General features: G+C 60.2%; 15 protein-coding genes. 8 read left to right on the top strand and 7 right to left on the bottom strand.

From position 1 onward, the window contains the following. Positions 1 to 5: 5 nt before the first annotated feature. Positions 6 to 1,190: an acyltransferase family protein gene (locus OKB87_RS01115; RefSeq protein ID WP_270826166.1), complete on the bottom strand. Its 1,185-nt coding sequence runs from the start codon at positions 1,188 to 1,190 to the stop codon at positions 6 to 8. Between the two features lie 260 nt (positions 1,191 to 1,450). On the opposite strand from OKB87_RS01115, the gene OKB87_RS01110 reads away from it, so the two are divergent. Next, a complete protein-coding gene (locus OKB87_RS01110; protein ID WP_270826165.1) occupies positions 1,451 to 2,095 on the top strand; it encodes a glutathione S-transferase family protein in 645 nt (214 codons plus the stop codon). 483 nt (positions 2,096 to 2,578) lie between these two features. Here the strand turns inward: OKB87_RS01110 and OKB87_RS01105 are convergent, their stop codons facing one another. Both OKB87_RS01105 and OKB87_RS01100 read right to left on the bottom strand, forming a co-directional pair. After that, positions 2,579 to 3,772, bottom strand: a complete 1,194-nt coding sequence (locus tag OKB87_RS01105; protein WP_029300865.1) for a class I SAM-dependent methyltransferase — start codon at positions 3,770 to 3,772, stop codon at positions 2,579 to 2,581. A 105-nt stretch (positions 3,773 to 3,877) separates the two neighbouring features. Then, positions 3,878 to 5,308, bottom strand: a complete 1,431-nt coding sequence (locus OKB87_RS01100) for a methyl-accepting chemotaxis protein (protein WP_270826164.1) — start codon at positions 5,306 to 5,308, stop codon at positions 3,878 to 3,880. Positions 5,309 to 5,393: 85 nt separating this feature from the next. On the opposite strand from OKB87_RS01100, the gene OKB87_RS01095 reads away from it, so the two are divergent. Beyond that, positions 5,394 to 5,666, top strand: a complete 273-nt coding sequence (locus tag OKB87_RS01095) for an acylphosphatase (protein ID WP_016350729.1) — start codon at positions 5,394 to 5,396, stop codon at positions 5,664 to 5,666. 84 nt (positions 5,667 to 5,750) lie between these two features. Here the strand turns inward: OKB87_RS01095 and OKB87_RS01090 are convergent, their stop codons facing one another. Continuing rightward, positions 5,751 to 6,386: a glutathione S-transferase family protein gene (locus OKB87_RS01090; RefSeq protein ID WP_029303002.1), complete on the bottom strand. Its 636-nt coding sequence runs from the start codon at positions 6,384 to 6,386 to the stop codon at positions 5,751 to 5,753. Between the two features lie 205 nt (positions 6,387 to 6,591). Next, positions 6,592 to 8,625 carry a methionine--tRNA ligase gene (gene metG / locus OKB87_RS01085; RefSeq protein WP_049049572.1) on the bottom strand — a complete coding sequence of 678 codons (2,034 nt, stop codon included), beginning with the start codon at positions 8,623 to 8,625 and terminating at the stop codon, positions 6,592 to 6,594. A 232-nt stretch (positions 8,626 to 8,857) separates the two neighbouring features. Between metG and apbC the strand changes: the two genes are divergently transcribed. From apbC to OKB87_RS01065, 4 genes are all read left to right on the top strand, one after another. Continuing rightward, the gene (gene apbC / locus OKB87_RS01080) at positions 8,858 to 9,940 is read left to right on the top strand and encodes an iron-sulfur cluster carrier protein ApbC (protein ID WP_270826163.1); all 1,083 of its coding nucleotides are present in this window, start codon (positions 8,858 to 8,860) and stop codon (positions 9,938 to 9,940) included. A gap of 109 nt (positions 9,941 to 10,049) precedes the next feature. After that, positions 10,050 to 10,694, top strand: a complete 645-nt coding sequence (gene udk / locus OKB87_RS01075; protein WP_011706091.1) for a uridine kinase — start codon at positions 10,050 to 10,052, stop codon at positions 10,692 to 10,694. A gap of 63 nt (positions 10,695 to 10,757) precedes the next feature. After that, positions 10,758 to 11,339, top strand: a complete 582-nt coding sequence (gene dcd / locus OKB87_RS01070) for a dCTP deaminase (RefSeq protein WP_270826162.1) — start codon at positions 10,758 to 10,760, stop codon at positions 11,337 to 11,339. Between the two features lie 407 nt (positions 11,340 to 11,746). Then, positions 11,747 to 13,216 (top strand): inorganic phosphate transporter, encoded by a 1,470-nt coding sequence (locus tag OKB87_RS01065; RefSeq protein ID WP_011706094.1) that lies wholly within the window; start codon positions 11,747 to 11,749, stop codon positions 13,214 to 13,216. 804 nt (positions 13,217 to 14,020) lie between these two features. Here OKB87_RS01065 and rne read toward each other — a convergent pair. Then, a complete protein-coding gene (gene rne / locus OKB87_RS01060) occupies positions 14,021 to 17,152 on the bottom strand; it encodes a ribonuclease E (protein WP_270826161.1) in 3,132 nt (1,043 codons plus the stop codon). A 411-nt stretch (positions 17,153 to 17,563) separates the two neighbouring features. On the opposite strand from rne, the gene rluC reads away from it, so the two are divergent. Together rluC and OKB87_RS01050 are read left to right on the top strand one after the other, a co-directional pair. Continuing rightward, positions 17,564 to 18,508: a 23S rRNA pseudouridine(955/2504/2580) synthase RluC gene (gene rluC / locus OKB87_RS01055; protein ID WP_201356046.1), complete on the top strand. Its 945-nt coding sequence runs from the start codon at positions 17,564 to 17,566 to the stop codon at positions 18,506 to 18,508. Continuing rightward, a complete protein-coding gene (locus OKB87_RS01050; RefSeq protein ID WP_270826160.1) occupies positions 18,508 to 19,155 on the top strand; it encodes an HAD family hydrolase in 648 nt (215 codons plus the stop codon). Before rluC ends, OKB87_RS01050 begins: the two co-directional genes overlap by 1 nt. A 77-nt stretch (positions 19,156 to 19,232) precedes the next feature. Here OKB87_RS01050 and OKB87_RS01045 read toward each other — a convergent pair whose 3' ends face one another. Continuing rightward, positions 19,233 to 19,814, bottom strand: coding sequence for a Maf family protein (locus tag OKB87_RS01045; RefSeq protein WP_270826159.1), 582 nt, complete (start codon positions 19,812 to 19,814; stop codon positions 19,233 to 19,235). Positions 19,815 to 19,970: the final 156 nt, after the last annotated feature.

Genomic DNA, 19,970 nt, shown 5'->3' with positions numbered 1-19,970 from the left:
GGAACTTAGCCGGCTTGCTCCATCACCGGCTGGCGAGTCTTGCCGAGCCGGCGCAGGCGCCGTTGCAGCGGCCGCTCCAGCAGGGTGTAGCTCAGCGCCGAGAGCCCGATCAGCACCGCCAGCATCAACAACGTGGCCAACACACCCAGCAGCGGGTTGGTCTGGGCATACCACCACGCGGTGAGCCCTGGCGCGAGATAGTGGACAAGCTCGCAGCCGGTGAGCAGCACCAGCGCGTGCAGCAGGTAGATGGAGTAGGAGAGATCCCCCAGCCAGTTGGTGATGCGGTTATCCAGGAGGCGCAGCAGCGGGCTCTGGCGATCGCCCTGGCAGGCGGCAATCCAGATCAGCAACACGTAAGCGCTGATCAGCAGCAGGGTCAGCTGCGGCGTCATAGTGAACTGCATCAGCGCGAAGGGGAGCAGAAAGGCGAGCAGCAGCGGCAGATCTTGCTGCATCATGGGCCACTGGCGGGCGGCCTTCACCTTCGGCAGCAGCCAGAGGCCGAGCACGAATTCACTCACCCCGCGCCCGATGGCCAGTGCCCCGCTGGTGACATCCAGGGTACCCCGGCTGTGCACGATAAAGGCCAGCACCGTCAGGGCCAGCAAGGGGGCGAGGTTGCTCCAGCGGCTGCGGGTGACGGCGAGCGGGATGAGCAGCGGAAACAGCAGATAGCTAATCCACTCTACGCTCAGCGACCAGGCGGCGAAGTTCCAGGTCAATCCGTGATCGGTCACCACCTGCAGCAGCAACAGGCTGCTTGGCAACGCCTCGGCCGGGGTAAAGGGCGAGCCAAAAGGAGGCATCCCTTCCCACTCCCACATCTTGAACAGGGGGCCGGCGTAGAAGCCAATCCCATGGTGGGCCTTGTAGAGCTCCCAGCCAACCAGCAGTAGCAGAGTCACCAGATAGAGGGGATAAACCCGGGTCAGCCGCAGCCAGAGGAAGCGGCCATAACTTATGGTGCGGGGCGAGCGGGCGAAGGCTTCCCCGTAGACATGGGCCAGCACTAGCCCGCTCAAAATAAAGAACAGATCGACCCAGAGGTAGCCGTTCTCGATGAGTTGGGTGTGGCCGGCGATCGACTCCATCCACTGGGGAAAGAGCAGCAAGCGGGCGTGGAACAGCACCACCATCAGGGCAGCGATGCCCCGCAGCGGCGTCAACAGCGGCAATGATTGATTCATGACGGGATCCTTGATGATGTTCAGCTTGGCCTGACATCGATTTTTGTTGTGATGCCGCTCATCAACCCTGATGAGCCGGCTGCCCCGGCTTGGCGGCCACAGGCGGGATCACCTTACCTAAAAGAGAGCCATACGGGTGTGATTGTCGTCATGAATGCGCATTTATCATCCAAAAACCAGCAAGGGATCCGCGCTGCAGCGAAGGTGAAGAGGGGATCTAGACTAGGGAAGTCATCCATCAGCGTGCAAGGATTGTCCCGATGAAACTCTATGCCCATCCTTTCTCATCCTACAGCCAGAAGGTGTTGATCGCCCTCTACGAGAATGCCACCCCGTTCGAGTACCGGAATCTCGAAGAGCCGGCGGTCAATGCCGAACTTGCCGCCCTCTGGCCACTCAAGCGCTTCCCGGTGCTGCTGGATGACGGTCGCTGCATTCTCGAGAGCAGCACCATCGTCGCCCATCTGCAGGCGCACCACCCGGGCCCCGTCTGCCTGATCCCGCCTGGCGATGCGGGTCTGGAGGTGCATATGCTGGATCGCGTCTTCGATAACTATGTGATGACGCCGATGCAAAAAGTGGTGCTGGATGCGCTGCGCCCGGTCGCGGATCGCGACCGTTATGGCGTAGCGGAGGCCCGCGAGCTGCTCGATCAGATTTACCCCTGGCTCGATCAGCGGCTCGAAGGACGCCACTGGATTGCCGGCGCAGACTTCACGCTGGCCGATTGCGCCGCCGCCCCCTCGCTCTTCTACGCCGACTGGGCCCACCAGATCCCCGCTGGATATGGCCGTCTGCGTGCCTATCGCGCCCGTCTGCTCAATCATCCCTCCATCGTGCGGGTGGTGGAGGAGGCCAGGCCATTTCGACACTACTTCCCGCTGGGCGCGCCGGCGCGTGATTGAGCGGGATGATTTGTGGCGGACGGAATATTGCCGCCCCGGGCAATGTGCGAGGCGGACAGGGGCATGGCGGGGTCAATTGCAGGGGAAAAACAGCAATATTCATTCAGGTGAGTGAGTATGCGTTTATGGCCGATGTTTCCCCCGAGGAATTTTTAATGTTGATGCGTAATATTTCATGTTTTTGCATAAAGAAAATGCCGAATAGTCCCTGCCGGTGGGCTGTGTATGCCATGTCTGGGTCAAAGAGAGATGAGAATCGGGCTAACGATGCGGCAATTCCAGATTGAGGATGGCTGTCGTCAGTTGAAGAGGAGAGACAGGAGCACCCATCGCTGCTGGTGGCAAAGTCGGGGGCGGTTATCTCTTTGGCGGCTGCATAAAAAAAGCCCGCTTTGATCGCGGGCTTTTTGATGGCTTGCCGGACCCAGCCCTGGCTTGGAGCTGGAACCGGGGACAAGGGGGGGCAGCGCTGGTCTGCTCGGCTTAGCGGGCGCGCACCACCAGTCCTTTGAGGTAGAAGCCTTCCGGATAGGCGGTACCGATGGGGTGATCGGAGGCCTGGGACAAGAGCTCCAGGATCTGAGCGTCGCGGCCGGCATCGAGCGCCGCATCGGCAACGATCTTCTGGAACAGGCTTTGCTCCATCAGACCGGAGCAGGAGTAGGTCAAGAGCACGCCACCCGGTGCCAGCAGCTGGAACGCCAGCATGTTGATGTCCTTGTAGCCGCGACAGGCGCCCAGCAGCTGGGCCTTGCTCTCGGCAAACTTGGGCGGATCCAGCACGATGACATCGAACTTCTCGCCCTTCTCGCGGTATTCACGCAGCAGCTTGAACACGTCGTGACGAACGAACTGGGTGTTGCTGGTATCCAGCCCGTTCAGTTCGGCGTTCTGGCGGGCGATATCCAGTGCATTCTGGGAGAGATCGACGTTGACCACTTCCTTGGCGCCGCCCTTGAGGGCGTAGACGCCAAAACCACCGGTGTAGCAGAAGCAGTTGAGCACCCGCTTGCCTTCGGTGTATTTGGCGGCAGCCTGGCGGTTGTCCCGTTGATCCAGATAGAAACCGGTCTTGTGGCCGTTGCGAATGTCCACCAGGATCTTGACGCCGCCATTCTCCTCGATCACCACCGGCTCGGTCGGGGTCTCGCCATAGATGACGCCGGTGCGTTCCTTCAGCCCTTCCTTCTTGCGTACCGCCACGTCGGAGCGCTCATAGATGCTGCACTCGGGGTAGAGGGTACGCAGCGCTTGGGTGATCAACTCGCGCTGGAACTCGGCGCCGGCGGAGAGAATTTGGCACACCAGAAAATCGGCGTAGCGGTCGATGGTCAGACCCGGCAGGCCGTCGGATTCGGCGGCGCAGAGGCGATAGCCGGTGAGCCCCTGACGCTTGATGAGCCCGTCGCGGGACTCCTGGGCGTATTTGAGGCGACGGATGAAGAAGTCGAGATCGACGGTTTCATCTTTGTCGAAGGTCCAGACCCGGGCGCGGATCTGGGAGCTGCCGGACCAGGCACCGCGGGCGAGCCACTTGCCATCCTGGGTGTAGATCTCGACGGTATCGCCATCGATGGGGTTGCCCTGTACCCGCTCGATCCCCTTGGAGAAGATCCAGGGGTGGCGACGCAGCAGGGATTTTTCGCGGCCTTTGACGAGATAGATGGAAGCGCTCATGGGGGTTGCCAGATGGTCAAAAGAAAAGGGGCCACATTCTATGTGGCCCGCTGGCAAAACTCAAACAACCTTGGCAGATAGCGTCAGGCTCTGGGAGCTTGCTAATCAGATTTTTAGCCCCTTCAGCGCCTGTGCAAGCTCGGTGGCAGTGGCCTTGAGGCCGGCGGTGCCGGCCACCGAGGCGCTGGCGGACTCTTCCACCTGGCCCGCTTCGTGGCGCACCTGATCCAGGTTGCGGGTGATCTCCTCGGCCACCGAACTCTGCTGCTCGCTGGAGGTGGCGATCTGGGTGCTCATCTCCAGCACCGCATCGCTGTGGTTGCTGAGCTTGTCGATGTCGAGCCCCACTTCGCTGATCAAGTCCTGGCTGCTGGCGGCGCGACCGACCGTTTTCTCCATGATGTCGTTCAGCGCGCCGGTGCCGGCCTGCAGCTCTTCGATCATCTGCTGGATCTCCACCGTGGCCTGCTGGGTGCGGCTGGCGAGGGTGCGTACCTCGTCGGCCACCACCGCGAAGCCGCGGCCCTGCTCGCCGGCGCGGGCCGCCTCGATGGCGGCATTGAGGGCCAGCAGGTTGGTCTGCTGGGAGATGGCATTGATGACGTTGACCACTTCGTTGATGCGATTGGCATTGTGGGTCAGCCGTTCCACCGCGCCGGAGGCGTTGCCGATCTCGTCGGCCAGGGTACGGATGGCGGCAATGGTGCGAGATACCCGGGCGGCGCCGTTGGCCGCTTCTTCGCTCGACTGACGGGTCTGCTGCAGGGTGTCGTTGGCGTTGCGGGCCACTTCACGGATGGCGGCAGACATCTGCTCCATGGCGGCGGCCAGGGAGTCCATGTGCTGGCGCTGGGAGCGGGCCATGCTCTCACCCTCGCTGGCGTGATCGCGAAACTCGTCGGCGGCCAGGGTGAGCGCCTCGGCGGACTCTTCTACCAGTTGCACTATCTTGTGTTGGCGGTCGGTGAATCTGTCGATGCTGCCCGCCAGAATGGAGAACTCGTCCCGTACCGGGAAGAAGTTGAGGCGGAAGGTGAGATCGCCATCCGCCACGGTCTGCAATGCCTTGTTGGTGGAGTAGAGCGCACCGGAGACAAAGGTCATCAGGTAGTGGGTGACCAGCGCCAGCAGGGCAGCCAGCACGGCGATGATGGTGAGCGTGGTGCCCTGACCATCCCACATGGAGTAGCGGGAGGCATCCAGGGTGCCGGTGACGATCCCGGCCTGACCGGCGCTGGCACCGTATCGATAGATGTCGCCCTGCCGGGTTAACCCTGTGCTGCCGGTCGGACTCAAGGTGAGCTCGGCCGGCAGGGTGAGACCGGCGTGCTGGCTTGAGAGCTGGGCGCTGAGTTCGACCCGCTGCTTGAGCTGATCCAGGCGCAGCTGCATCTGTTGCTGGTGACCGTCGGCCAGCAGATACCAGCTGAGAAAGGCGATGAACAGCAGCGGGCACCAGAAGGTGATGAGAAATTTTTCGCTGATCGTGAGGTGAATGAGATAACGGTCAACCCACCGAAACTTTACTTCTTTCATAATGGTATTGCGTCCTGCAAGGGGATGAGAGTGTCGCGCTCATTATCGCCTTGGGGGGAAATTTCTTAAGGGGAAGGTGTGAGAAATGGGAGAGCAATCGTTTGTCGTGCGAGTGTGGGGCCTGGTTCAGGGGGTGGGGTTTCGTTACTTCACCCGGGAGCGGGCGCTGCAACTGGGGCTGCGGGGCCACGCCTACAACCTGGAAGATGGCTCGGTGGAGATCCTCATCTGCGGGCCGGAGCAGAGCGTGCAAATGATGCTGGGCTGGCTGGAGCGCGGGCCGCGTACCGCCGAGGTGACCCGGATGGAGTATGAAGCGGCGCCACCACCCAAGGGGAGCGGCTTTCATACCAATTGAGCGCCTTGCCACGCCAATGACGCCGAACAGCCATGAAAAATGGGAGCCATACAGGCTCCCGTTTGCATTGATGGCACTCTTGAGTCAGCCAGCCTGGGCGGCATCGGCGATGGCCTGGGTCTTGGCCAGCACCGCCTGCAGAGCGGGGCGTTTGGCCAGACGATCCCGATAGGCCGCCAGCTTGGGGGGAATGGTCTGCTCGAAGCGGGTGGCCCACATCAGGGTATGAGCCAGCAGCAGATCGGCGATGGTGATTTGCTCACCCAGCAGGTAACCCTGCTCGGGCACCCAGGATTCGGCGATGGCCGCCGCCTTGTCGAACTCCCACTTGGCAGTGGGGAAGATGGCCGGCAGGCGCTGGGCTTCGGGCAGGGCGAAGCGGTGCTTGCCGATGGTCCACAGCGGCTGTTCCAGCTCGCAGGTGATGAAACTGACCCACTGGGCGTGCAGCGCCGAGGCCTGGGTCCCTCTGGCTGGCAGCCAGTTCGGGCCATACACCTCGGCCAGGTACTGCATGATGGCGGCGGATTCGGTCAGCACGAACTCCCCGTCCTTGAGCACCGGCATCTTGCCGCTTGGGTTGAGGGTCAGAAACCAGTCGCTGCGGTTCTCGCCCTTGGCGAAGTCGAGAAACTGGAACTGCCACGCCACGTCCAGCTCTTCCAGTAACCAGGATACGCGCAGGGCCCGGCTGACGGGGGTGCCATATAAGGTGATCATGCTTGCTCCTTGCCTGATGAAAGGGGCCATGGGCCCGAAGTGAATCGCCAGTCTAGGCAAATTACCCAGGTGCAACAAGCACCGAAAGGGTGAAGCGCACACCACCCAGGGCGTTCAGTGGGGAGAGGAGAGAGGGAAGGGGGCGAAGAGGACAAATAAAAGGGAGGCCGCAGGCCTCCCTCGTTGCTTGATGACCGGGCAGCGCTTACTTGACGCGCATGCCGGGCTGAGCGCCGTCCTGCGGCTCCAGGATCCAGAGATCCTTGCCGCCCGGGCCTGCCGCCAGCACCATGCCTTCAGACATGCCGAAGCGCATCTTGCGCGGGGCCAGGTTGGCCACCATCACGGTCAGCTTGCCTTCCAGATCTTCCGGGTTGTAGGCGGACTTGATGCCGGCAAACACCTGACGGGTCTCACCGCCGATATCCAGCTGCAGCTTGAGCAGTTTGTCCGCTTCCGGTACCGCTTCGGCCTTCTTGATCAGCGCTACCCGCAGGTCAATCTTGGCAAAGTCGTCGTAGCTGATGGTCTCGCTGATGGGATCGTCTACCAGCGGGCCGCTCGCTTTCGGTGCCTGCTCTTTGGCCAGATCTTCCTTGGAGGCATCGATCATGGCTTCGATTTTGGCCGGTTCGATGCGGGAGAACAGCGCCTTGAACGGGGCCAGCTGATGGTTGGTTAGTGGCTGGGCGACACCGTCCCAGCTGAGGGTTTCCCCCAGGAAGGCTTCGGCGCGCTCGGCCAGCAGCGGCATCACCGGCTTCAAGTAGGCCATCAGCACCCGGAACAGGTTGATGCCGACGGAGCAGACCGCCTGCAGCTCGGCGTCAGCGCCTTCCTGCTTGGCGATGACCCAGGGAGCCTTGTCATCCACGTAGCGGTTGGCCTTGTCGGCCAGCGCCATGATCTCGCGGATGGCGCGGCTGAACTCGCGGCTCTCGTAGGCCTCGGCGATGGCTGTGCGGGCGTTGGCGAACTCGGCGTAGAGCTCGGGTTCAGCGCAGGTGGCGGCCAGCTTGCCGTCGAAACGCTTGGCGATGAAACCGGCGTTGCGGGAGGCGAGGTTGACCAGCTTGTTGACCACGTCGGCGTTGACACGGGCGACGAAGTCATCGAGGTTCAAGTCCAGATCGTCGATGCGGCTGTTGAGCTTGGCGGCGTAGTAGTAACGCAGGCACTCCGGATCCAGGTGATTGAGATAGGTGGAAGCCTTGATGAAGGTGCCCTTGGACTTGGACATCTTGGCGCCGTTGACGGTCACGTAGCCGTGCACATTGACCTTGGTCGGCTTGCGGAAACCGGCGCCTTCCAGCATGGACGGCCAGAACAGGCAGTGGAAGTAGGCGATGTCCTTGCCGATGAAGTGATAGAGCTCGGCCTCGGAGTCCGCTTTCCAGTAGCTGTCGAAATCGATGTCGCCGCGCTTGTTGCACAGGTTCTTGAACGACGCCATGTAGCCAATGGGCGCATCCAGCCAGACGTAGAAGTACTTGCCCGGGGCGCCGGGAATTTCGAACCCGAAGTAGGGGGCATCACGGGTGATGTCCCACTGCTGCAGGCCGCTTTCGAACCACTCCTGCATCTTGTTGGCCATCTCTTCCTGGATGGCGCCGGAGCCGCGCACCCACTCTGCCAGCCATTTTTCAAACTGCGGCAGGTCGAAGAAGAAGTGCTCGGAGTCCTTCATCACCGGGGTGGCGCCGGAGACGGCGGATTTCGGATCAATCAGCTCGGTCGGGCTGTAGGTCGCGCCGCAGCTGTCACAGTTGTCGCCATACTGCTCCGGGGACTTGCACTTGGGGCAGGTGCCCTTGACGAAGCGATCCGGCAGGAACATGGACTTTTCCGGATCGAACAGCTGGGAGATGGTGCGGCTCTTGATCTTGCCGCCGGCCTGCAGACGGCCGTAGATCAGCTCCGCCAGCTCGCGGTTCTCGTCGCTGTGGGTGGAGTGATAGTTGTCAAAACTGATGTTGAACCCGGCGAAGTCGGCCTGGTGCTCCTTGGAGACGGCCGCAATCATCTCTTCCGGGGTGATCCCCAGCTGTTGGGCCTTGAGCATGATCGGGGTGCCGTGGGCATCGTCGGCACAGACAAAGTGCACCTGGTGACCGCGCATTCGCTGATAACGAACCCAGATATCGGCCTGGATGTGTTCCAGCATGTGGCCAAGATGGATGGAGCCATTGGCATAGGGAAGGGCGCAGGTTACCAGCATTGTACGAGGATCAGTTGCCATATAGTCGTTCTTGATGTGCTTGTTGGGATGATAGAGTGCCGTGCATGTTACCCGAATTGGGGGTAGCCTGCCTAGGGTTGTGGCTCGTCCGCCCTGCCGGCGCACGCTGGTCGACCAGCAGGCAAGCCACTGATTTGTGTGCGGTAACCGTTCACCTCAGTGTGTTGAACGATACCGATGTCTGGAATGCAATCGTTTCACCTCAAGATAAAGACAAGATAATGAGGAGTTAATGGTGATTGATTCAGTAAAACAGATCCTCGCCGAATTTAAGCCAACTGGCTGGGGCAAGGATCTGGTGGCTGCCGGCTTCGTGCGCAGCATCGACAAACAGGGCTCGACGCTGACCATCAAGCTGGTGCTGCCCTTTGCAGGCCACTCCCTGTTTGAGCAGATCAAGCAGGAGTTCGATGCTCGTCTGCGCAGCGCCACCGGCGCCACCCGTATCGACTGGGTAGGCGAAATCGAGGTCGCCAGCCTGCCACGAGCGCAAGGATTGGCGGCGGTGCAGGGCATTCGCAACATCATCGTGGTCGCCTCCGGCAAGGGCGGGGTGGGCAAGTCCACCACTGCGGTCAACCTGGCGCTGGCGCTGCAAAAAGAGGGGGCGCGGGTCGCCATTCTGGATGCGGACATCTATGGCCCCTCCATTCCGACCATGACCGGGACCTTGAAGGAGCGCCCCGTCAGCCATGACGGCAAGCTGATGGAGCCGGTGATGGCTTGCGGCCTCAAGAGCAACAGCATCGGTTATCTGGTGGCCGAGCAGGATGCCACCATCTGGCGTGGCCCCATGGCGAGCAAGGCGCTGGCCCAGATCCTCCACGAGACCCGCTGGGGCGAAGTGGACTATCTGGTGGTGGACATGCCGCCGGGTACCGGCGACATCCAGCTGACCCTGGCCCAGCAGGTGCCGACCACGGCGGCGGTGATCGTCACCACCCCGCAAGACGTGGCGCTGGCAGATGCCCGCAAGGGACTGGCCATGTTCAACAAGGTCAGCGTGCCGGTGCTCGGCATCATCGAGAACATGAGTTACCACGTCTGCAGCGCCTGCGGTCATCATGAGCCGCTGTTCGGTACCGGTGGTGGCCAGAAGATGGCGGAACAGTATCAGGTGGCGCTGCTTGGCCAGTTGCCGCTGCACATCGACATCCGCCAGCACATGGACGATGGTTGTCCGACCGTGTTTGGCGCCCCGGCCGGGGAGCTGGCAGAGGCCTATCTGAAACTGGCTCGTCGGGTGGGGGCTGAGCTCTATTTCAGCGGTAAACCGATTGCGACCCCCCTCTATGCCATGGCGCTGGATGAATAATCGGCGGTCGACCGCCTGGGGTGGATTTGAGGGTGGGCATGGCTCACCCTTTTTTATATAATGGATCGGTTTAAACCATCCCCACTGCTCTTCTCTTTAGGTATTTTCAATGTCTGATACTCAACATTCGTGTGTGATCATCGGTATTGCTGGTGCATCCGCTTCCGGCAAGAGTCTTATAGCCCAAACCATCTATGAAGAGCTGGTGGCCGAGCTGGGAGCCGGTCAGATTGGCGTGATCACCGAAGATTGCTACTACCGCGATCAGACCCACCTGACCATGGAAGAGCGGGTCAAAACTAACTATGACCATCCCAACGCGCTGGATCACGACCTGCTGGTCCAGCACCTGAGCCAGCTGGTGCAAGGTGATGCGGTCAATATTCCCCAATACTCCTATACCGAACATACCCGCATGAGTGAAGTGACCCCGTTCGCACCGCGCCGGGTGATCATTCTGGAAGGGATCCTGCTGCTCACCGACAGTCGCTTGCGGGATCTGATGGATGCCTCCATCTTCATGGATACGCCGCTCGACATCTGCCTGCTGCGCCGTCTGGTGCGTGACGTGCAGGAGCGTGGCCGGACCATGGATTCTGTGCTCAAGCAGTACCAGAAGACGGTACGCCCCATGTTCCTGCAGTTTATCGAGCCTTCCAAGCAGTACGCGGACGTGATCGTCCCCCGTGGTGGCAAGAACCGCATCGCCATCGACATGCTCAAGGCGCGTATTCGCCACATGTTGATTGGTTGAGAGATATCAAGCCGGGTGATGCCCGGCTTTTTTAAATGAACAATTTGTCAGGAGAGTCGCCCAATGCGTCTTTGTGATACCGATATCGAACTTCATCTGGATGAAGGCAAGATCGTCATTGAGCCCAGACCCGGTATTGAACGGATCAGCGGCGTCAGCGTCGACGTGCTGCTGGGCAACGAGTTTCGGGTGTTTCGCGATCATACCGCCCCCTATATCGATCTGAGCGGCCCCAGCAGCGAAATGGCCGACGCCATCGATCGGGTGATGAGCGATGAAATCCATGTGCCGGATGGCGAAGCCTTCTATTTGCACCCGGGCCAGCTGGCCCTGGCAGTGACCTATGAATCGGTCACCCTGCCGGCCGACATCGTGGGCTGGCTGGATGGTCGCTCGTCCCTGGCCCGCCTCGGGCTGATGGTGCACGTGACCGCGCACCGCATCGATCCGGGCTGGTCCGGTCGCATCGTGCTGGAGTTCTACAACGGCGGCAAGCTGCCGCTGGCGCTGCGCCCCAAGATGAAGATCGGTGCGCTGAACTTCGAGATGCTCTCCGGTGTGGCGGCGCGTCCCTACAACAAACGGGAAAACGCTAAGTACAAGAGCCAGCAGGGCGCAGTTGCCAGCCGCATCAATCAGGACTGAGATCGGATCGACAGTCGAGCCGTCGGCAATGTGTTAAAAGAGGGCGCCGGTGGCGCCCTTCTCCATTTGCTTCGGCAGATTGATGTGGCGAAGAGGGCAGGGCGAGGGAATGATCTTGCCTGCCATTTGTACAAATAGGGCGATACGGTCGGTCGAAAATTGACGGAGCCTAAGTCGGTGAGAGTGGTTTTTGCGGCATACGGATGATGAATTGTTCCCGTTTGGGAACTGTTTTTGTCAGGCAAGGTCTGTTTAATTAATCAAGGACAAGCCGCATGGTGACTGGCTCTAAGCTATTTGCAGACGGAATGCTCTTTTTTTTTCTTACTGAAATATTTCAACAACGGGTATGGCGTTACCAGCCTTCTGGCATAATCCGCCGCAACTCATAAACAGGTTCGTTTTTTATGTTTGAAATGTTTAGTGGTTTGGGTTTGTGGTGGTCAATCGGTTTGGTATTGGCCGTTTTTTTTGTGTTGGCCTATGAATTCATCAACGGCTTTCACGATACCGCCAACGCGGTAGCAACGGTTATCTATACCAAGGCGATGCCGGCACACATGGCAGTAGTGGCCTCCGGTCTGTTCAACTTTGCTGGGGTCATGATGGGTGGTCTGGGGGTGGCTTATGCCATTGTCCACCTGCTGCCCATCGATCTGCTGCTGGGGATGGACTCCACTCAGGGTCTGATCATGGTGTTCTCCCTGCTGTTTTCCGCCATTGTGTGGAATCTGGGTACCTGGTTCTTCGGGATCCCGGCGTCCAGCTCACACACGCTGATCGGCTCCATTCTGGGGGTTGGTGGCGCCTATGCCTGGATCAGCCATCAACCGCTGCAGGAAGGCATCAACGTCGCGAAAGCCATCGACATCATGCTTTCCCTCATCATCTCTCCCACCGTCGGTTTCATCATCGCCGCATTGCTGCTGTTCGCCATGAAACGCGTCTGGCAGGGCAGCAAGATCCACAAGACCCCGGAAGAGCGTCTGCTGGTGGATGGCAAGAAGCATCCGCCGTTCTGGGCGCGTCTCACTCTGGTGGCGTCCGCCATGGGCGTGAGCTTTGTGCACGGTTCCAACGATGGCCAGAAGGGCATTGGTCTGGTGATGCTGGTGCTGATCTGCATGGCTCCTGCCTATTTCGCACTGGACATGAACAGCCGCTCCTATGACCTGGATCGCACCCAGGATGCCAATCAGCGTATCATGGAGATCTATCAGCGCAACCATGAGCAGGTTTCCAAGGTAGTGAACTTCAGTGTGCCTGCCCAGGCCCAGGAAGAGTTGATGACCCACTGTGCTGCCGATGGTGCCCTGCAGGCCATGGCCACGCTGGACAATCGTCTTGCCCAGGTGCGGACCTATGAAGAGATGGACCTGACCGACCGCCGTGAAGTGCGCCGTCTGTTGCTGTGCATCGACGATACCGCTCGCAAGGTGTCCAAGCTGCCGCTGCCGGCCAAAGAGCTGACTGACCTTGCCAAATGGCGCAAGGATCTGACGGCCACTGCCGAATATGCTCCGACCTGGGTCATCGTCTCCATCGCGCTGGCGCTGGGCTGTGGCACCATGGTGGGCTGGCGTCGTATCGTCTACACCGTAGGCGAGAAGATTGGCTCCTCCGGCATGACCTATAGCCAGGGGATCGCCGCCCAGATCACCGCTGCCGCTTCCATCGGCGTGGCCAGTCTGACCGGGATGCCGGTGTCGACCACCCACATCCTCTCCTCTGCGGTAGCGGGGACCATGGTGGCCAACAAGTCGGGCCTGCAGAGCCAGACCATCAAGACCATCTTGATGGCCTGGGTGCTGACCCTGCCGCTGACCATGTTGCTCTCGGGTGGTCTGTTCCTGATCAGCCATCATCTGTTCAGCTGATAGAGATACCAAAAGCGTGTTGAGAAAGGGCCCTTGTGGCCCTTTTTTCATGGCTTCAAAAACATATGTGTGATGCCTGGATCCCGCCAGCCAGGTTTCCAATTTGAGCATCCTTTATATGCCATCAAGCTAATTATTCCATTTAATCAATTTGTTCTCTCACCTACTAAGCTCATCCCCACCCATCAACAGGCATTCAAGATAGGAGGGCTGGCAGATTGAGCGTCTTTTGCGGTATACCCCTTGGATAGAGTACAGCGATAACCATGGAGCTGCTCGGCTGAGGTCGGCGCCTGCTATTTCATGGCACATGACGGCCTAAATTAGCAGATGGGATTACTTGTGTTGACGGCAGTGGAGGAGGGGTCTTTACCTACACCGCTTGGCGGTACGTCTAAATTGCCGAGAGGATGGAAGGTCGAATGGTCAGCCGATGCCGGTTGATAGATGCATACGCACACCAAGCTGACTTCGAGATGGGTTGCAGGCTTGGCCATGCAGTCCATGCGCATCAATGTCGTCAAGGATGTATACACACCACGCGATATTTGTATAGCCCAGCCCGCCTAAACCAAGAACCATACAGTCGCAGCAGCAGTAAGACAAAACAAGGAGTGTGGATTGAGCCGCAGCGAGCCAATGGCTGTGGTTATTCAATATGATGGGAGAGACTTGGTACTAAGTACCAGAGGGCAAGTTGTGACGCAGTAAAGGGACGGGTAACCGAGACGAGCTGACGGTGCTATGCCGCACATAAAAAAGAGCCACACAATGTGTGGCTCTTTTTGTCAGACTAGCGAGTCATCAAGGACGACCGGCCGGGCTGGTTGCAACGTTGACGGCAGCGGTGCTGCCGCCATGGCGACCTGAGCTTGCCACTTCACTGCGCACCAGCGGCGCATGATCAACCGGCTCACGTACCGGCAGGGCCGGGGCAGCAGCCGGTGTAGCCATCGGTGCAGAGGCCTTGCGGGCACCGGCCAGCAGGCCACCACCACGTTTGACTTGCTTGGCCACAGGGGCTGCTACGGCAGCGGCTACCGGAGCCTCGTCAGCGATGACAGGTTCAGCGACCGCAGCTGGCTGTTCAACCACCAGAGGGGCAACCTCGGCTACAACCACTGCCGGAGCCGCTTCTTCAACTGCTGGAGCAGCAGGTGCCGCTTCAACCACGGCAGTTTCAATGGCCGGAGCCTCGACCGCAACGGCTTCCGCAATGACCGGGGCAGCAACTTCTGCAACCACTGGCTCGTTGACAACCGCTACCTGGGCTTCTTCAGCAACTACCGCTTCGGTTACCACTGGCTCTGCAGCCACGACTTCAGCCTGCTCGTGAGCCTCGGCCACAACGGCTTCAGGCACGACATGCTCGGTCAGCGCAGCAGAGGCCTGCAGGGCGGCGGCAACCGCTTCAGCACTGGGGATGGTGATGACAGGGACTGCCGGCTCTTCCACTTTCACCTGGGCGGCATCTGCCTGGGCAGCTGCAGTCAGGGTAGGGGTAGTGCCTTCGGCAGACTGCTCTTCATCTTCACGCTGGCTGCGGGCATCTTCATTGATGCGCTTGCGACGTTGGCCTTCGATACGCTGATTGCGCGGCGTACGGCGGGAACGACGCTGGCCTTCGGCCTGCTCATCGTGCTGCTCTACTGCGTCGGAGGCCTCTTCGGCAACAACCGGAGCATCGGCGGGCAGGGCGGCAACGTCGCTGGCCGGGACATCGACCCGGATCTGCTTGCGCAGTTGACGGCGTTCGCGACGCTCAGCCACTTTCTGCTCTTTTTCCAGACGCGGCTCGTCGTTGACCATGGTGGTATCGACGGTTTCTACCGCGTCAACGACCACTTCGGCGCGAGGTTCACGCGGAGCACGGGGTTCACGAGCAGGGCGCGGGGTGCGGGGTTCGCGTTCCTGACGCGGCTCACGAGCCTCGCGAGGTTCACGTTCCATGCGCTGTTCACGCACTTCGCCACGAGCTTCACGCTCCTGGCGCGGCTCACGCTCTTTGCGGGGACGACGGTTGCGGCTTTCACCGCCTTCACGGTTGGCACCCGCTTCCCGCTTCTCTGCGGTATCGGCAGGGCTGCGGTTACCACGGTTGTCATCACGACGACCACGCTGACCACGGCTGCGGGTTTCATCGCGTTGATGACGATGACCTTCATCCTTGCGTGCTTCGCGCTGGGCTGCCGGTTTGTCGGCAGGGGCCTTCACGTCGGCAGGGGCGGTGTCGGAACCGAACAAGCCGGAAATGGCCTTGAACAGTTTGCCAAACAGACCGGCTTCGGGCGCGGCCGGTGCAGCAGGTGCCACGACCGGGGCCGGCGCGGCGGGGGCCGGCTGGGGCGCCTGGACAAAACCTTGCAACAGCGGTTGTTCGCGCTCGATCACCTGAGCCTGCTTCGGCTGGTAGACCGGCTTGGCAATCTCGGTTTTCAGCTCGTAGCTGGCCGCTTCCGGGATCTCGTTCTGACGGATGCGGGTCACTTCGTAGTGCGGGGTTTCCAGGTGCTGGTTCGGAATGATGTAGACACGCACATCATTGCGCTGTTCCAGGCTGGCGATGGAGGCACGTTTCTCGTTGAGCAGATAGGCAGCAACGTCGACCGGTACCTGACCGTGAACCTGCTCGGTGTTGTCCTTCATGGCCTCTTCTTCGATGAGACGCAGGATGGACAGCGCCAGTGATTCGTTGTCACGGATCACCCCCTGACCCTGGCAACGAGGGCAGATATGGCTGCTGGACTCGTTGAGGGAGGGGCGCAGACGCTGGCGAGACATCTCCAGCAGACCGAAACGGGAGATCCGGCCCAGCTGGATGCGAGCACGGTCCTGATGCACCGCTTCACGCAGACGGTTTTCCACTTCGCGCTGATGACGAACCGGGGTCATGTCGATGAAGTCGATGACGATCAGGCCACCCAGGTCGCGCAGACGCAATTGACGGGCAATTTCGTCGGCCGCTTCCAGGTTGGTTTGCAGCGCAGTCTCTTCGATATCGCCGCCCTTGGTGGCGCGGGAGGAGTTGATATCGATGGAGGTCAACGCTTCGGTCGGATCGATGACGATGCTGCCGCCGGAGGGCAGACGCACTTCACGCTGGAAGGCCGACTCGATCTGGCTCTCGATCTGGAAGTGGTTGAACAGGGCAACTTCACCCTTGTACAGCTTCACGCGATTGAGGAAATCGGGACGAACCAGCTCGATATGCGCCTTGGCACGCTCGAAGATGACCGGGTTGTCGATCAGGATCTCGCCGACATCGCGACGCAGGTAGTCACGGATGGCACGCACGATGACGTTGCTTTCCTGATGGATCAGCACCGGCGCGGAGCGGCTCTGTGACGCCTTGTGGATGGAATCCCAGTGGTTGAGCAGAACGTTCAGATCCCATTCCAGCTCTTCCGGAGATTTACCCACACCGGCGGTACGCACGATGAGGCCCATGCCGTCCGGCACGGTCAGGCCGCTCAGGGCTTCTTTCAGTTCAGTCCGTTCATCACCTTCGATACGGCGGGAGATACCACCGGCGCGAGGATTGTTCGGCATCAGTACCAGGTAGCTGCCGGCCAGACTGATAAAGGTGGTGAGGGCTGCACCCTTGGTGCCACGCTCTTCCTTGTCGATCTGGACGATCACTTCCTGGCCTTCGCGGACCACTTCTTTGATGTTGGGACGACCCTGATAGGAGTAACCGGAGGGGAAGTAATTGCGGGCGATTTCCTTTAACGGCAGGAAACCATGGCGCTCGGCGCCATAGTCGACAAAAGCAGCTTCAAGACTGGGTTCTACGCGGGTGATCTTGCCCTTGTAAATGTTCGCTTTTTTCTGCTCGTGTCCCGGACTTTCAATATCCAGATCGTAGAGCTGTTGTCCGTCAACCAGCGCTACGCGCAACTCTTCTTCCTGAGTCGCGTTGATTAGCATTCTTTTCATTGAGTTCTCGTTATTTTGTCATTTTGATTTCCTCCACAGGATCCTGCCGGCGCCGGCCTCGGGTCTTCAGCATACTGGGGCAACCTCCCGGTTGGGGTATGCATGAGGCGCAAACTAAGGGCACTCTGGTCCAGCCTTCTCGAGAAGGCATGAAAAGGATACCGGTGTGGAGACAAATTAGCGGTTCTGTTTGCGTTCTCCATGCGCTGTACCTCGCACCCGGGAACCGTCATGTTCTTGTATACACGGTGTTTCGGGATTGGGTGGCATAAATTTTGGCCACTTAGTACAAGGCTTGAACACAATGACAAAACCTTGTTTATTATCCCATTTAAACCACTTTTATAGCAAGGCGCCATTTTTCAACAAAGCATGCAGCCAAGGGCCGCCGGCAGTGTTAAAATCCGCGCCATGACACAGATACATCAACAAGTGCAGCTGCTCACCATCGAAGCTGAGCATGAAGGGCAGCGCATCGACAATTTTCTCAAGACTCAGCTAAAGGGCGTCCCCAAGAGCCTGATCTATCGCATCCTTCGCAAAGGGGAAGTGCGCGTCAACAAAAAGCGCATCAAACCGGAATACAAACTCTGCACTGGCGACGAGGTACGGGTCCCCCCCGTGCGGGTTGCCGAAAAGAACGAACTGCCCTCGGCCAATCTTGGCAGCATCCAGCGTCTGGAGAGCCAGATCCTGTTTGAAGATGACGCCATGATAGTGCTGAACAAGCCGTCCGGCATGGCGGTACACGGCGGCAGCGGCCTTAGCTTTGGCGTGATTGAAGGGCTGCGCGCCCTGCGCCCGGAAGCCCGTTTCCTCGAACTGGTGCATCGGCTCGATCGCGACACCTCCGGCGTACTGCTGGTTGCCAAGAAGCGCAGCGCCCTGCGCAGCCTGCATGAGCAGCTGCGGGTCAAGACCATGCGCAAGCAGTACCTGGCGCTGGTGCGTGGCCAGTGGCAGCCTCACGTCAAGGTGGTCAATGCACCGCTGCGTAAAAATGACCTGCAATCCGGCGAGCGGGTAGTGCGGGTCAGCAGCGATGGCAAGCCCTCGGAAACGCGTTTCCGGATTGCCCGTCAGTTTGCCGAGGCCACCCTGGTGGAGTGCAGCCCGATCACCGGTCGTACCCATCAGATCCGGGTGCATACCCAGCATGCGGGTCACCCCATCGCCTGTGATGACAAGTATGGAGAAGCCGCATTTGACGATAAAATGCGCAGTCAGGGGCTGAAACGACTGTTTTTGCATGCCTGGAAGCTGAGCTTCATCCATCCGGCCGATGGTCGCGAGATGCAGGTGGAAGCACCGCTGGCCCCCGAACTCGACGACTTCCTGAACAAGTTGGCCCGCTGATGCAGACCATCCGGCTCGCCATCTTCGACTGGGACGGTACCCTGATGGACTCGGTGGGCCGGATTGTTGCCTGTGTGGCGCACGCGGCGGGCGACTGTGGTGAGCCCGTGCCCACCGCCGTCGAGACGCACCAGATCATCGGTCTCAGTCTGGAGGTCGGTATCCCCCGGCTGTTTTCCCTGGAGCAGGGGAGTGAACGAGCCAACGCCCTGATCGCCCGTTATCGCCACCATTACGTGCATGACAGCACACCCAGCCCGTTGTTTGCCGGTACAAGGGAGCTGTTGCAGCATTGGCATGAACAAGGCGTGGCCCTGGCGGTCGCCACCGGCAAGTCCCGGAGTGGATTGGACAGGGTACTGGATGAAACCGGGTTGCGGCCGCTCTTTGTTGCCACGCGCGGGGCGGACGAGGCCAACTCAAAGCCCGATCCCCTGATGCTGACGCAAATTCTGGATGAGCTGGGCATTGCCCCGCACCAGGCGGTGATGATCGGCGATTCCATCCACGACATGGCGATGGCCGAGGCGCTGGCCATGCCGCGGATCGGGGTGAGCTGGGGCGTGCACGACCGTGCGCGCTTGCTGGCCCACCATCCGCTGGCGGTGGTCGATACCATGGCGGAGCTCCAGCGGTTGCTGGATTAGCCTTGCGATATGACAGATGAATAAACGAAAAACGGGAGCCAAGGCTCCCGTTTTTCGTGGCTGGCATGCCGCTCCCATCAGGGCAGGGCAATACCGTGGCGGGCCAGCAGCTCGATCAGGCCGATCAGCGGCAGGCCGATCAGCGCATTGGGATCGCGGCCTTCCAAGGCCTTGAACAGCACGATCCCCATGCCTTCACACTTGAAGCTGCCGGCACAGTCGAGGGGCTGTTCAGCTTCTACATAGCGGCGAATGGCCGCCTCACCCAGCTGGCGAAAGTGAACGGTGAAGGGTTCTATCAGCTGTTCGGCGCGGCCAGACGCGGTGTCCAGCACGCACAGGCCGGTATAAAAGGTGACGCTGCGCCCCTGGGCCGCCATCAGCTGGGCCACCGCTCGCTCGACCGTTCCCGGCTTGCCCAGGATCCGGCCATCGCAGACGCACACCTGATCCGAGCCGATGATCAGCCCCTGATCATGCTGGTCGGCGATGGCACGGGCCTTGGCATGGGCCAGCCGTGCCACCAGCGTCTGTGCATCTTCACCGGGCAGCACGGATTCATCGACATTTGGCGCGGCGCACTCAAAGGGGAGGCCCAGCTTTTCCAGCAGGGCTTTGCGGTAACGGGAGGTGGAAGCGAGGATCAGGGGACGCGACATGGCAATCAGGTATCCAGGTTCAGAAACGGGCAGGCGTGGATGGTATCGCCCCCGTGCGGCGAGGGCAAATGTCGCTGCCATTCTCTTTTCCAGCATGTCGAGATTGGAAAACACCGCTATCGGCTTATTCATCCGGCCTGACGTTATAGTGCTCCG

Origin of the sequence: Aeromonas sp. Y318-1 (assembly GCF_027706125.1) — a bacterium.
GTDB lineage: Bacteria > Pseudomonadota > Gammaproteobacteria > Enterobacterales > Aeromonadaceae > Aeromonas > Aeromonas hydrophila.
The sequence above is the reverse complement of the archived record's forward strand: the minus strand, read 5'-3'. Positions and strand labels throughout refer to the sequence as shown.